The following is a 14,754-nucleotide window of genomic DNA, read 5'->3' as shown; positions in this document are numbered from 1 at the left end:
ACTGCTGGCGATTTGTTTTCCTGGTTGAGACTGTTACAGCCTGGTACGATTAATGAGTTAAAGATGGTAAAAATTGGGAAAAATACCTACATGTTTTCGCTTAATCGGCATTTGTATAATGTGTGTACCACCAGTAGTAACGTTGAGTTGTAGCCAATAATCCCTGTATTGATGGGAATTCGTTCCATGATGGTTACGCCTCATCAGGCAGCGAACCTGGTATCAGGCTAACATATTGAATGCGTCTGTATTTTAGATATCTGCTATCGCTTATTTTAACGATAGTATCCTGCACCTGTTGGGTATTGATATTTTCTTGTCTATTTTCGGCACAGGGAGTGCTATCTTGCTATCATTAAGAACGTATAACCTATCTCTCAATATTGCTTTTCTATATTAATGTTACTTTAGTTATCCTATAAAAGCGTACAGTGGCAAAAGGAAGGCCGGTAAGAGGGCAATGATTTGAAAGTAAGAAAGCTATTTCTGATGTTGTTTATTGCCGTTCCACTGATCGTAATGATATTGGTGGGGTTACTCGCGGGTATCTTCCAGCTAAAACGAGATATCGCCGTCAGCGCCAATACGCTGCTGCGGTTTAGCGCGGATATATCTGCCGCCTCCTGGCAAGTCGCCGGAAAAGCCGCCAGACTGGCTGAGAGTTCCTGCACTGACACGCTGAAAGAACTGTCCAGAACGCGGGCCTTCACTCCTTATGTCCGTGACATTGGGTTTCTGGAAAATGGTGATATCACTTGCTCCTTTGTCACAGGAACCGAACGCTATCATTTTTCCCGGCTGGCAGGGCTTTCTTTACCTGCTTCTTATCCGGAACGGTGGTTGCGATCTATCGGTAGTATGGCCGAAGGACCCAATCGCCTTGTTGTGGTTTATGTGAAAAAAGTAGCAGCGAATAAAGCGGCTTTCGTCATTGTGGATTCGCAGTATGTCCAGGAGCTCATGGAGATATTGGCTGCAGAGAGAGCATCAGCCTTTAGCCTGACATTCGGCGCAGGGGAGGCGATTACCAGCGCTGCGACGTTGCGCGGTAAGGCGTTTTTAACGCAGCGGTTCACCTCAACCGATCACACTATCCAGCTGATGGTACGAACCCCTTTCTCAACGTTATCGGCATACTGGTTACAAAACCTTTTTATTTTTGTTCCGCTGTCATTGTGTCTTTCTGTAGGGATGATGTTGTTCTACAGGCGCTGGTATTTAAAACGTTTATCTCTGGCCCGGGAGATTGCCAGGGGAATAACACACAATGAGTTTACGGTACATTATCAACCTGTTTTTAATGTTAAATACGGTAGTTGCGGTGGCGTGGAGGCGCTAATGCGCTGGCCGCAACCGGATGGCCGTTTTATAACCCCGGATATTTTTATTACCGCCGCAGAAAATGAAGGCATGATTATTCCACTCTCTCGTCATCTGTTCGAACTGATTGCTCATGACGTGATAAACTGGACTGTACCGGATGATTTCTATATCAGCGTAAATATATCGCCTGCGCATCTTATGGATGACGGTTTTATACAAGATATAGAGGTGCTCAGGACTCGTTTGGGAACGATAACGCTTATGTTGGAGCTCACCGAGCGTAGCCTGATTGTAGAACCTTCACAGGTCGCAGAAAAACTTTCAACGCTCCGTGAAAAAGGCGTGTTAATAGCGATTGATGATTTTGGGACCGGCTATTGCTCACTCTCCTATCTCCAACAATTACCTGTAGACTACCTTAAAATAGACAGAACGTTTATCGATACCATTGATACCAGCAGCAATGATGTTCCTGTCCTGGATACTATCATTACGCTGAGTCAGCGACTGGGGCTCAATGTGGTTGCCGAAGGGGTCAGTACCCAGCACCAATTGCGTTACATCTTAAGCCACGGGGTAGGATTCGTTCAGGGATTTCTTTATGCCAGGCCGATGGGGGCTAATGACTTTATGAGCTGGCTTGGCAAGTCGGCCCAGAGGCAAAATGGTTTACTCAAGGGGGAAAACGGATCCGCGAGCGGCCTGGTGGCTGAATAATACAGGAGCTCGCTACGGAAAAAAATTCAATAGCGCGATATATCCTGGTAATATGTTTATGCCGTGAAGAAACGTGATAGCACTGGGGCGGATATTTTTATGAGTCAGAACAATTATCTGATTGACAAAAGAGTTATTCTTGATTGTGAACGAATGACGCTTTCCTGCGCCGGAGAGTCGATAACGATATCTGAATCGGAACGCAGTTTGCTTATCGCTTTTCATGAAGGCCTTTTTAAAAAAGATGATTTAATTAACTATGTCTGGGGGCGCAAAGGTGTCGTGGTCTCTGATGCCAGTTATTACAAACTGATTAACCAGCTACGAGGATCATTTGATAAAATTGGTCTTAAGGGGGCGTCTGTTGTGACTCGTCCCCGCGTGGGTGTTTTACTCTCAGTTTCCATTGAACCGTTGAGTGATGAGGCGCAAAATATGCCGTTGCCTGCTGTTGCTGAAACAGAATTATCGACGGTTGAAGTGCGACACGATGACACTATTATTACCCCAATACCGGGCGCTGTGAATAAAAAAGATTGGCTCTACTTTTGCCTGGCCGCGCTTCTGATGTTTTTTATGATGTATAAAGTTAAGGGTGAAAATATTGATTACTTTACCCTCCAGGGTTCGTATGATGGATACACTTTTTATAGTGTCGGGCATGATAAAACCCATCTGACGGATATCGTTGAAGCGTACTCCGAGATGAGTAATGAAATACATAAACAAAACGGAAAAATCATTTATTACATTCGCGTTCCTAATACAAATATTTTTGTCCAGTGTCTTAACCAACTTGATATAGCGGAGCCGAAATGCATTTCCATAAAAGAACGTTATTAAGCGTGGCGACGCTTGGTATGTTGGCTGTTTCAGTCGTACTGATGGTAGTTTGGGTACGAAACAGTAATCATAGTTCTATTAATACTAATGAATTTTTATGTACGACAAGAACGGTAACGACGATACAGCCTAAAGATATCCATGCCGATGGCAGTCTTGTTCTTGATTTTAAGATGAAGAGAATTACGCTTCAATATGAAATAAAAACAAAAGATAACGGTGTAAAAATATTATACCGGGACGTGTATATGAAAAATTTACATCGAACAGCGCCTGGTGTTTATACGTTCGAAGTATCCCAGGTAAAAGTCTTTGCCACGGACACGGCTGGCGATCTGTTATCACATTTACGGGTTTTGCATCCGGAAGCGGCTAATGAGATTCGAATATCTAAAGTGGGTGAGAAAACCTTTTTCTATTCTCTTAATCGGCAGCTTTATAACGTTTGTACCGCGCAGTAGATCTGAATGTTGTCTGAATGCGTCAGAAAGCGAGTTGCGAAATTGCCCTCCGCAAAGGTAAAGGTTAACTCAATAATCAATTAAAATACATATAAAACAATTAGTTATGAATTTTTTACTCTTCATGGAGGTAACTGATACTCGCTGATAACCTCTCGCAGCCCGCCTGACGGATAAGATGCCAGGAGCGGGTCTGAAGCAACTATGAATCCGCTATTAATAAAAAAGTAAGAACTCTGTAAGACTGATTTCATATCCATTATCGAATATATCAGGTTATATTACCTCCGCAGTTGGCATGACTGGTAATAAGCGCATTAGGTGCTCTTAATCTAAATGCTATTTGTGTGCCATAAGTTCCGGTACCGCCTTAATTATATATCAAAAATGGAGTGGTTTTAATGAAAAGACGGTCTTCGTTCCTTGTTTTTTTAGGTTTATTATTAGCGTCACCTTTAGCTTTGGCTAACGATCAGCACACCGTATCGTTTGGTTATGCACAAACTCATCTCAGTTCATTGAAAAATAGCGATAGCAAAGATCTGCGAGGCTTTAATTTTAAATATCGTTACGAGTTCAATGAGACCTGGGGGATGTTAGGCTCATTCACCGCGACGCGCAATGAAATGGAGAACTACACCTGGAAAGAGGGGAAGTTGCATAAAAATGGTTCCGATTCTGTGGACTATGGTTCTTTGATGTTTGGACCAACATATCGTTTTAATGACTATGTGAGCCTGTACGGCAATGCGGGTATAGCGACGATGAAATTTAATAAACACTCAAAAGAAGACTCCTTTGCCTACGGCGCTGGCGTAATATTTAATCCAGTTAAGAGTATATCTATCGATGCATCATGGGAAGCCAGTCGTTTCTTCGCTGTGGATACCAATACATTTGGTGTCAGCGTAGGTTATCGCTTCTGATATTAAAAGTATAAGCGTTACGTTTATGGCAAGGAATTAAAAATAATATGGCGCTGCTACAGAATAGGGATGGTTATGATCGCTCAGGTAATCTTAAGAGGAAGATAAAACACTCACCGTAGCGTTATTCTATTGATGAAATTATGATAAATTCACTATCGGAACAACTTCCGTTAAAAACGATAGGTATAGTTTTAACGGATGATTATTATACTTATTTAGGCATCGCTTCACTCTTTGAGGATGGGAAGTGCTTTATGTTCCCACTCAATGGAGAATATAATTCGTGTCAGATATCAGCTAGCGAAGATATCATAATTATTATTGATGGACGAGTTTTGATTCAGGGGGTCTGGAAAGGTTTTAAGGCGCTCATGCAGCATTATCCACATGCTCGTCGAATCTGGCTCACGCGCAGAGATATTGGAAAACTTTATCCACATGGCTGCGATAGAGATCCTGATATCGATCCCGATTTGGCAAAGCCTTTTTTTATTGAACATTTCATTAAATACGCTTGTGCAAACGATGTAGCGGTCGGTGAACTTGCGCCGTTGACAAAAAAGGAGGAGGAGTTGTTATGGCACTTTTTATATAAAAAGTCGATGAGTCAGATCGCCAGTAGCTATGGCATGAGTCGTAAGACTTTGTACATTCATAGATTGCGTATCTGTCGTAAATATGGCTTCAAACGCTTTTTCCATTTGCTATTTATTTACCAAAGAAGTCGCCATATCTTCGCATCTAAAATTTGCCGTGTAGACAAAAACGCCGATCAGGCTTGAAGCAAACAAGATGAAAAAGTTAACGATGAGAGAGTGTGAAAGCATCAATCCTACTTTGCTGCTTGCCATTAAGATACTTATCTCGGCGCTTGACGAAAAAACAAAAATAAGGCTCAGAGAGCATATTGAAAAAACTGAACAAGAAATAGCCTCAAGCATACATGATAGCATCATGACAGAGACTTTTCTTCAGCAAATGAAAGACATTCGTTACATCTTAAATATAGTTCCTTGACGGCGTTCAGAAGCAAGAACGCGTTATTATTTAATGATTAATAGACCAGGTATTAGTATGAAAAAGATCTTAGTATGTTTCGTCGGCTTGGCTTTAACCGCATGTAGCGCTAATTCGTTGAATTATGGCGCTGAACAGGTACGGGTGATGACCAGCGAGCCAGGTAAGGAATGCAGCTACTTAGGGGATATCACGGGCAGCCAGGGGAATTTCTTTACCGGTGGCTGGACTTCCAACAGTAACCTGGAAACGGGTGCCCGTAACGATCTGAAAAACAAAGCTTATAAAATGGGCGGAAATACGGTAGTCCTGTTAACCCAGCGTGCAGGCCAGACAGGAAGTTCATGGCACGGTTCGGGCTCAAGCAAACAAACGAATGTCACGTTAAGCGGGAACGTTTATCGTTGCCCTCGTTAACCTTATTTTGCAGGCAATATATGCCTGTTTAGTGCGCGCGCCGCACTGGCGACGCGCGCTATTTGGGCTAACCTTGCTTTTTCTCGCTGTATTCCCGCCAACCGCCGCCTAATGCTTTATACAGATTAATGATATTCAGCTGTTGCATGAGACGTGTGCGTACCAGGCGCTGTTGCGCGCCATAAAGCATACGATGGGTATCAAGCAGCGTAAGGTAGTCATCGATGCCTTCCTGAAAACGGAGTCCGGCCAGCTCATAGGCGATTTGACTGGCTTCAACCGCGCGTTGTTCTGATTGCACCTGGTCATTCAGCGTACGCTGTCCCGCCAGACCATCCGCCACGTCGCGAAAGGCTTGCTGAATAACGTTTTCATACCTGGCGATTTCAATCTGTTTTTGGACATGCGCCCTGTCCAGGTCAGCGCGTAATGCGCCGCCGTGAAAGAGAGGCAAGGTGATTTGCGGTAGAAAACGCCAGCTTCCCGATCCCGGTTCAAAGAGCCCGCTAAGAGACGCGCTGGCCGTTCCCGCCGTGCCTGTCAGGCTGATTGTCGGGAAGAAGGCGGCGCGCGCTGCGCCTATTCGGGCGTTTGCGCCGCGCAGCCTGTACTCGGCGGCGCGAATATCCGGGCGGCGTACCAGCAGATCTGACGGTAATCCGCCTGGCAGAGTGGTCGGGATCGCGCCTTCCGTAAGCGTGACCGCCTCGTTTAGTCGACGCGACAGTTCAGGCGTGAGCGGCTGGCCCAACAGCAATTCAAGCGCGTTACGATCCCGCGCCAACTGTCGCGTATACGCCGCGCGATTGATTTCCGCAGAACGCAGCGCGATCTCCGCCATACGCAGATCGAGCTGTGTGGCGTTGCCTGTCCGGGCAAGCTGGGTTGTCAATGTGTATGAACTTTTTTGCGCGGCCAGCGTATCTTCGGTTAAGCGCAGCAGCTCCCGGTCAGCCCGTAGCGTCAGCCAGGCGCTGGCGACTTCGGAAACCAGGCTCATTCGCGCCGCAATGTACGTCTCATCAAGCGCCATATAGGCGGCTAATGCCTGGTCGCTAAGGCTTCGCACTCGCCCCCAGAGATCCAGTTCCCAGGCCGTCGTCGCCCCAGCCGCCTCGTAGCGTCGGTTAATCTCAGGCTCGTCCGTGACGCTGAGATCGGCGGGAATGCGACCGGCGTCCATGGCGGTGGCGATGCCGAGCGTCGGCAGCATCTCCGCGCGCTGAATACGGTATAACGCCCGGGCGGCTTCAACATTGAGCCCTGCCTTGCGTAAATCCCGATTATTGCGTAACGCGATCGCGATCAGTTCCTGTAGAAGCGGATCGTGGAAGAAATCACGCCAGCCAATGTCAGCGGCATCCGGCGCGCCAGAAACGGTTGACGTTGCGTAGGGATAGACCATCGCAGTCGGCGATGCGGGGCGTTCGTGCTTCGGCGCCATCGTACAGCCAGCAAGCGTGGTGACGAAAGCAAGCGTCGCCAGCGTGGCGGTCTGCCGATAGCCTGTAAAAGTGATCTTCATTATGCCATTCCCATCATTATGCTTGCTGATCATGTGAATCAACGCGGTTCTCACGCTTTAATGCCATCCTGCGAACCACCACGTAAAATACAGGCGTCAATAACAGGCCAAAGAGCGTGACGCCCAACATTCCGGCAAACACGGCGATGCCCATCGCATGTCGCATTTCCGCGCCGGCACCCGTCGCGAGTACCAGCGGTACTACGCCTGCGATAAAGGCGAAAGAGGTCATCAGGATAGGACGTAGACGCAGGCGTGACGCTTCCAGCACGGCGGTCAGCGGGTCTGCGCCGTCGTGTTCTTTGGCGCGGGCAAACTCGACAATCAAAATGGCGTTCTTGGCCGCCAGGCCGACCAGCACCACGAAACCAATCTGCGTAAAGATATTGTTATCTCCGCCAGATACCCACACGCCGACAATGGCTGAGAGTAATGACATAGGCGCAATAAGCAGGACGGCGAAGGGCAGCGACCAACTGTTATACTGCGCCGCCAGGATCAGGAAGGCCAACAGCACCGCCAGCGCAAAGATAGCAAGCGCGGAGTTGCCGGCCTGTTTTTCCTGATAAACCAGATCGGTCCATTCGAAGACCATCCCTTCCGGCAACGTTTCACGCACGATCTTTTCAATCGCGTCCGTCGCCTGTCCGGAGGAGAAGCCCGGAGCCGGTCCACCACTAATATCTACCGAGGGGAAGCCGTTGTAATGGATGATTCTGTCCGGCCCTGACTGGCGCATAATCGTGACGAAAGCGCTAAGCGGGATCATCTCGCCCTTCGCATTGCGGACTTTAAGCAGGCCGATATCCTCTTGCTGCATACGGAATGGCGCATCGGCCTGCGCCATCACCCGCCAGGTGCGGCCAAATCGGTTGAAATCGTTGACGTAAAGCGAGCCGAGGTTAATTTGCAACGTTTCAAAGATGTCGGTGAGCGATACCCCCATTGATTTCGCCTTTACCCGGTCGATATCCACCTGTAATTGCGGGGCGTTTGTCTGGAAACTGGCCAGCATATTGGCCAGTTCGGGCGTGTGCATCGCCTTAGACATAATCTCGCTTTGCACCTTTGTCATCGCTTCAAATCCCAGTTCCGCACGATCTTCAATCTGCAATTTAAAGCCGCCCGTCGCGCCAAGCCCTGGAACCGGCGGCGGTGGGAAGATGCCAATAAACCCGTCGGGAATGTGGCTAAATTTGTGCATTAGCTTTCCGGCGATAGCGTTAGCGGAAAGCGAAGGATCTTCACGCTCGTCAAAGGGTTTCAGCATGGCGAACATCAGCGCCGAATTTGGCACATTTACCGGGCCGTTAACCGACAGACCGGGGAAGACGACGACGCTTTCAACGCCGGGTTCTGCCAGCGCGATAGCGGACATCTGTTTCACGACCGCCTCTGTGCGATCCAACGATGCGCCGCTTGGGAGCTGGGCGATGCCGACGAGATAGTATTTATCCTGCGCAGGCACAAACCCGTTCGGTACCTGATGGAAGCCAAGCCAGGTCAGCCCCACAAAGCCAGCATAGAGCACCATCACAATGACGCTGCCGCGCACGGCCCGACGGACGGCGCTAACATAGCGGTTCGACGCGCTGTCGAAGAAATGGTTAAAGCGATGGAAAAAACCGCCAGTGACCGTGCCCATCAACCGCGTTAGCCAGTCAGCCTTCGCAGTATCGTGGTGCGGTCTTAGCAAAATGGCAGCCAGCGCAGGGGAGAGCGTCAGCGAGTTAATGGCCGAAAGGATGGTCGAAATAGCGATGGTCAACGCGAACTGACGATAAAACTCACCCTGCAGGCCCGCCAGGAATGCGGAAGGGATAAAGACCGCCGTTAGCACCGAGGTAATAGAAAGAATGGGACCAGTGACTTCATCCATCGCCTTCTTTGCCGCCTCTCCGGGACTTTTGCCCTGCGAGATATGCCGTTCCACGTTTTCGACCACAACGATGGCGTCATCGACAACGATACCTATCGACAGGACCAAACCAAACAGCGAAAGCGTATTCAGCGAAAAGCCAAACAGGTGCATCAAGGCAAAGGTGCCGACCAGCGAAACGGGAACCGCCACCAGAGGAATAATGGACGCCCGCCAGGTTTGCAGGAACAGCACCACGACAAGGACGACCAGCACGAGGGCTTCCAGCAACGTAATCGCCACCGATTGTAGCGATGCGCGCACGAAGACCGTAGGATCATAGGCAATCCGGTATTCGATATCCTGCGGGAAGTTTTGCTGCAACTCATCCATTTTGCCGCGAATCGCGTTAGATACGTCAATTGCATTGGCGCCCGGACTTTGAATAATCTGTAACGCTGGCGCCGCTTCGCCATTCAGTAAACTGCGCAGCGTATAGGCATCTGCGCCCAGCGTGACGCGGGCGACATCACGCAGACGCGTCACCTCGCCGTCAGCGCCGATTTTTACCACAATCTCGCCGAACTGTTCTTCGCTGGTCAGGCGGCCCAGCGTGTTTACCGTCATCTGAAAAGCGGCGGAGGCCTCCGGCTGTTGCCCGACGGAACCGGCGGCGACCTGTACGTTTTGTTCCCGCAACGCCGTAACGATATCACTGGCGGTAAGACCGCGGTTGGCGATTTTCGCCGGGTCCAGCCAGACGCGCATGGCGTACTCGCCCGCGCCCCAGACGAGAACATCGCCGACGCCGGGTAAACGGGCCAGTTCGTCGCGAACCTGCCGGATGGCGAAGTTAGACAGGTAAAGCGAGTCATAGCGTTTTTGCGGCGAGACAAGATGGACCACCATCAACATATCGGGGGACGTTTTCTCCGTTACAACGCCAATTCGCTGGACTTCTTCGGGCAGGCGGGGCAGCGCGCGGGATACCCGGTTTTGCACCTGAATTTGCGCCATATCAGGATCGGTTCCCTGTTCGAAGGCGATAGAGATAACCATGCGACCATCAATGGCCATCTGGGTATTCATATACAACATGCCGTCAACGCCGTTGATTACCTGTTCCAGCGGCGCGGCTACCGTATCGGCAATCACTTGCGGGTTAGCGCCGGGGTAGCTGGCGCTAACCTGTACCGTGGGCGGCGTAACGGCCGGATATTCACTCAGCGGCAGTTTTAAAAAGGCGATAGCGCCAGCCAGCAGCATTAACAGCGACAGGACGATGGCGAAGATGGGCCGTGCGATGAAAAAGTGGGTGAATTTCATTGGCGCACCGCCTTCGACGCGCTGTCGCCGTCCGCTTTAGTCAATGTCGCGGTCTGTTTGTCGGGCATATTCTGCCGCATCGGCACCAGACGCGGCGCAACGGTCATGCCAGGACGCACCAGCCCCTTGAGGATGATTTTTTCTCCCGGCTGTACTCCCTGTGTAACGACGCGGAGTCCATCGACCATTTGTCCCAACTCAACCGGACGATACTCCACCTGATTCTCCTTGCCGACGATCAGCACATAGTTTTTGCCCTGATCGGCGCTCACCGCCAGATCGTCAATCAGCACGGTTTCCCGCGGCTCGCCGATGGGCAAACTGATTCGGGCAAACAGGCCGGGAGAAAGCATTCCGTCGGGGTCAGGAATCACGGCGCGCGCCCGGATAGTGCCGGTGCTGCGGTTCATCTGATTGCCCATAAAGTCGAGTACGCCCTGATAAGGCAGCCCGTTATCGGTGGTTAACCCCATGTTGACTACCGGTGGATTTTTGTCGGAGCGGGTATGCCGTAACGCCTTCAGCCAGGTGGCTTCGTCAATATCGAAATACACATACATGGGATTGTGAGACACGATAGTCGTCAGAAGCGTGGCGTTACCCGCTACGCCGCCGCTGACCAGATTGCCCCGGGTCACCAGTATACGGTCAACGCGTCCGGCAATGGGCGCGGTAATACGGGTCCAGGATAGTTCAAGGCGCGCTGCGGCGACGGCGGCTTTGGCCGATTGCATCTGCGCCTGTCGCGCATTACGCGTGGCGGTGACATCGTCAGCGTTTTTACGTGATACGGCGCCGCTGGCGACCAGTCGTTGAATGCGATCGAAATCCGCCTGCGCCTGGCGGGCCAGTACTTCAGCCTGACGTAATTGCGCGACGGCGGTGTCGAGGGCGACCTCGAACGGGCGCGGATCGATCTGGAACAGCAGTTGTCCGCGGCTTACCAGACGTCCTTCCGGAACGCTGACGGCGTCAAGGGTTCCTCCCACGCGCGAACGCAGCTCCACGGTCTCCGGCGCGGCCAGAAAACCGGTGAATTCCGCCGTAGGCGCGAGTGTGCGGCTAAGGGCTTTAGCAACCGGTACCGACGGTGGAGGCGGCGCGCTGGCCGGGGGGCCGACGGCGTTGCCTTTATCCCATAGTGCTTCGCCGGCCATGTAAATCACGCCCCCGATGGCGGCGATGACGCCGGCTATCAACATAATTTTGAATGTTCTACGCATGTCGTTTCCCTCTTTACCGCAGCGTGTCGGCCATTCCGCAACGCTGCCGCAGAATTTTTGACAAAGGCTAGGCGTTACAACGAAGGAAAGGTCAAGCGTTCCTGACGGGTTTTTTCGGGGCGTGGGTCGGCATCGTGGCGTAAATGTCTCGCATCATCCTCTTTTATGAGCCATCTCACATTCTCGCCGAACCGTGCAGCCTGAATACGCTTGACCTTCCCACAATGGCAAGCTTTAGGCTTTCTGATACCGAATAGTCAGGATGGGGAAGTCGTCATGAGTCAGTCAGAAAATCGTCACGACACGATAAGCTTACTTATTGAAGGTATGACCTGCGCGTCGTGCGTCGCTCGCGTTGAAAAAGGTATTAAGGCTGTGCCTGGCGTAACGGACGCTACGGTGAATCTGGCGACGGAGCGCGCTACCGTCCGCGGGACGGCGTCGGCGGAGGCGGTGATCGCGGCGATTGAAAAAACGGGGTATGAGGCGCGACCGGTAGAGACGGCGGGGCAGGGCGAAGACGACTCTGAAGAGAAAAAAGAGGCCGAGCGCGTCAGGCTGAAGCGCGATCTGATTCTCGCCAGCGTGCTGGCGCTCCCCGTTTTTGTGCTTGAAATGGGCTCGCACCTTATTCCTGGTATGCACGAGTGGGTGATAAAAACGATTGGCATGCAACAAAGCTGGTACTGGCAATTTGCACTGACCCTGTTGGTGCTGACGATCCCCGGTCGCCGTTTTTACCTTAAAGGGTTCCCGGCGCTGGCGCGTCTGGCGCCGGACATGAACTCGCTGGTCGCCGTGGGAACCGCAGCGGCATTCGGCTACTCGCTGGTGGCGACCTTTACGCCCGACCTGTTGCCTGAAGGGACGGTAAACGTCTATTACGAGGCCGCCGCAGTGATTGTCGCGCTTATTCTGCTGGGGCGCTTTCTGGAGGCAAGGGCGAAGGGGCGGACTTCCGAAGCGATTAAACGTCTGGTGGGGCTACAGGCGCGGGTCGCGCATGTGTTACGCGAGGGCCGCATCGTGGATATCCCTGTCGACGAAGTTGTGCTGGGCGACTGTGTGGAGGTTCGGCCAGGCGAGCGGATCCCGGTTGACGGCGAAGTGACCGAAGGCCGCAGCTTCGTTGACGAGTCGATGATTACCGGCGAACCGATACCGGTAGAGAAATCCGCAGGAAGCGCGGTGGTGGGCGGTACCGTAAACCAAAAAGGCGCGCTCACGCTGCGGGCGACCGCCGTCGGCGGACAGACCATGCTGGCGCAAATCATTCGTCTGGTGGAACAGGCGCAGGGTTCAAAACTGCCGATTCAGGCCGTCGTGGATAAAGTGACGCTGTGGTTTGTCCCAATGGTAATGCTTATTGCTGCGCTGACCTTTGTGGTATGGCTGGCGTTTGGGCCGTCGCCAGCGCTGACTTTCGCTCTAATCAATGGCGTTGCGGTGCTGATTATCGCCTGTCCTTGCGCGATGGGCCTGGCGACGCCGACCTCCATTATGGTGGGAACCGGTCGTGGGGCGGAAATGGGCGTGCTGTTCCGTAAGGGGGAGGCGTTACAGCTACTCAAAGACGCTAAGGTGGTGGCCGTAGACAAAACCGGGACGCTTACCGAAGGCCGCCCGGTACTGACCGATCTCGACGTGGCCAGCGGCTTTGAACGCCGTGAGGTGCTGGCGAAAGTCGCGGCGGTAGAATCGCGTTCAGAGCATCCGATTGCCCGTGCGATTGTCGTGTCGGCAGAAGAGGAAGGGATCGCGCTACCAGGCATGAGCGGCTTCGAATCGGTGACCGGGATGGGCGTATACGCTACCGTTGCCGGTACACGTGTTGACGTGGGGGCCGATCGCTATATGCGCGAAATTGGCGTGGATATTAGCGGCTTCGCCACCACCGCCGAACGGTTAGGACAGGAAGGGAAATCGCCGCTCTATGCGGCTATTGACGGTCAACTGGCGGCGATTATCGCCGTGGCCGATCCGATCAAACCCAGTACGCCCGCCGCAATTAACGCTTTACATCAGCTCGGCATTAAGGTCGCCATGATCACTGGCGATAATGCCCGCACGGCACAGGCTATCGCCAGACAGTTAGGGATTGATGACGTGGTTGCCGAGGTATTGCCGGAAGGGAAAGTCGAGGCGATACGGCGCCTGAAAGCGGCGTATGGGCAGGTGGCGTTTGTCGGCGATGGCATCAACGATGCGCCAGCGCTGGCGGAGTCCGACGTGGGGCTGGCGATTGGCACCGGCACCGATGTGGCGGTGGAATCCGCCGACGTCGTACTAATGTCCGGCAACCTGCAAGGCGTGCCGAATGCTATCGCGCTGTCTAAAGCGACCATCCGCAATATCCACCAGAATCTGTTCTGGGCCTTTGCTTACAATACGGCGCTGATTCCTGTCGCGGCAGGCGCGCTATTTCCGGTCTGGGGCATATTATTGTCCCCGGTATTCGCCGCAGGGGCGATGGCGATGTCGAGCGTGTTCGTGCTGGGCAACGCTTTGCGGCTGCGCCGTTTCCGGGCGCCGATGGCAACCCCATCCGACACATCCACGACCTGAGGAGGAGCGTCATGAACATCGGTAAAGCAGCTAAAGCATCGAAAGTTTCGGCCAAAATGATTCGCTACTATGAACAGATTGGTCTGATTCCCGCGGCAAGTCGGACGGATTCCGGCTATCGGGCCTATACCCAGGCTGATGTTAATCAATTGCATTTTATACGCCGCGCGCGCGACCTCGGTTTTTCAGTTGCTGAAATCAGCGACTTACTGAATCTTTGGAATAACCAGTCGCGGCAAAGCGCTGACGTCAAACGCCTGGCGCAGACGCACATTGATGAACTGGACAGACGTATCCAGAACATGCAGCACATGGCGCAAACCCTCAAAGCGCTGATTCACTGCTGCGCCGGCGACGCGCTGCCAGATTGCCCCATTCTGCATACGCTTGGACAACCTGACGATAGCGAGCCGGAGGCGCGTACCGGAGCGGTGTTGCGCCGTCCTCGTCGCCACGGACTGGCAAAGCGTCTGTAAGTCCTGAGATTACGCTTGACCTTCCAACACTGGCAAGGCCCAGACTGGCAACAGTTCCCACACAAAAGGAGTTC

Annotated in this window: 12 protein-coding genes; 9 read left to right on the top strand and 3 right to left on the bottom strand. The window is 52.2% G+C overall.

Going from position 1 to position 14,754, the window contains the following annotated elements; genetic code table 11:
- The first annotated feature begins 465 nt into the window (after positions 1 to 465).
- The 7 genes from ACLJRH_RS06400 (at position 466) to ACLJRH_RS06370 (ending at position 5,707) form a co-directional block, all read left to right on the top strand.
- Positions 466 to 2,040: an EAL domain-containing protein gene (locus ACLJRH_RS06400; RefSeq protein WP_072105317.1), complete on the top strand. Its 1,575-nt coding sequence runs from the start codon at positions 466 to 468 to the stop codon at positions 2,038 to 2,040.
- Positions 2,041 to 2,139: 99 nt separating this feature from the next.
- Entirely contained in the window at positions 2,140 to 2,883 is a 744-nt protein-coding gene (locus ACLJRH_RS06395; RefSeq protein WP_001527382.1) for a transcriptional regulator, read from the top strand.
- A complete protein-coding gene (locus tag ACLJRH_RS06390; RefSeq protein ID WP_000545418.1) occupies positions 2,856 to 3,344 on the top strand; it encodes a hypothetical protein in 489 nt (162 codons plus the stop codon). Before ACLJRH_RS06395 ends, ACLJRH_RS06390 begins: the two co-directional genes overlap by 28 nt.
- Positions 3,345 to 3,745: 401 nt before the next feature.
- Positions 3,746 to 4,270, top strand: a complete 525-nt coding sequence (locus tag ACLJRH_RS06385; protein ID WP_000830237.1) for an Ail/Lom family outer membrane beta-barrel protein — start codon at positions 3,746 to 3,748, stop codon at positions 4,268 to 4,270.
- 143 nt (positions 4,271 to 4,413) lie between these two features.
- Positions 4,414 to 5,055 (top strand): helix-turn-helix transcriptional regulator, encoded by a 642-nt coding sequence (locus ACLJRH_RS06380; RefSeq protein ID WP_023223320.1) that lies wholly within the window; start codon positions 4,414 to 4,416, stop codon positions 5,053 to 5,055.
- 10 nt (positions 5,056 to 5,065) lie between these two features.
- Positions 5,066 to 5,290, top strand: coding sequence for a membrane protein (locus tag ACLJRH_RS06375; protein ID WP_000737124.1), 225 nt, complete (start codon positions 5,066 to 5,068; stop codon positions 5,288 to 5,290).
- A 57-nt stretch (positions 5,291 to 5,347) separates the two neighbouring features.
- A complete protein-coding gene (locus ACLJRH_RS06370; protein WP_000722978.1) occupies positions 5,348 to 5,707 on the top strand; it encodes a DUF4156 domain-containing protein in 360 nt (119 codons plus the stop codon).
- 67 nt (positions 5,708 to 5,774) lie between these two features.
- Here ACLJRH_RS06370 and mdsC read toward each other — a convergent pair whose 3' ends face one another.
- The 3 genes from mdsC to mdsA are packed head-to-tail and all read right to left on the bottom strand — an operon-like array spanning position 5,775 to position 11,639.
- Entirely contained in the window at positions 5,775 to 7,232 is a 1,458-nt protein-coding gene (gene mdsC / locus ACLJRH_RS06365) for a multidrug efflux transporter outer membrane subunit MdsC (protein WP_023137183.1), read from the bottom strand.
- Between the two features lie 16 nt (positions 7,233 to 7,248).
- Positions 7,249 to 10,416, bottom strand: a complete 3,168-nt coding sequence (gene mdsB / locus ACLJRH_RS06360) for a multidrug efflux RND transporter permease subunit MdsB (protein ID WP_023137184.1) — start codon at positions 10,414 to 10,416, stop codon at positions 7,249 to 7,251.
- Positions 10,413 to 11,639, bottom strand: coding sequence for a multidrug efflux RND transporter periplasmic adaptor subunit MdsA (gene mdsA, locus ACLJRH_RS06355; protein ID WP_023137185.1), 1,227 nt, complete (start codon positions 11,637 to 11,639; stop codon positions 10,413 to 10,415). The genes mdsB and mdsA overlap by 4 nt, the downstream gene beginning before the upstream one ends.
- A gap of 276 nt (positions 11,640 to 11,915) precedes the next feature.
- On the opposite strand from mdsA, the gene golT reads away from it, so the two are divergent.
- Positions 11,916 to 14,204: a gold/copper-translocating P-type ATPase GolT gene (gene golT / locus ACLJRH_RS06350; protein ID WP_023137186.1), complete on the top strand. Its 2,289-nt coding sequence runs from the start codon at positions 11,916 to 11,918 to the stop codon at positions 14,202 to 14,204.
- Between the two features lie 11 nt (positions 14,205 to 14,215).
- The gene (golS, locus tag ACLJRH_RS06345) at positions 14,216 to 14,680 is read left to right on the top strand and encodes an Au(I) sensor transcriptional regulator GolS (RefSeq protein WP_001020583.1); all 465 of its coding nucleotides are present in this window, start codon (positions 14,216 to 14,218) and stop codon (positions 14,678 to 14,680) included.
- Positions 14,681 to 14,754 lie beyond the last annotated feature (74 nt).

The organism is Salmonella sp. SAL04162, from assembly GCF_046551535.1.
Taxonomy (GTDB): domain Bacteria; phylum Pseudomonadota; class Gammaproteobacteria; order Enterobacterales; family Enterobacteriaceae; genus Salmonella; species Salmonella enterica.
The sequence above is the reverse complement of the archived record's forward strand: the minus strand, read 5'-3'. Positions and strand labels throughout refer to the sequence as shown.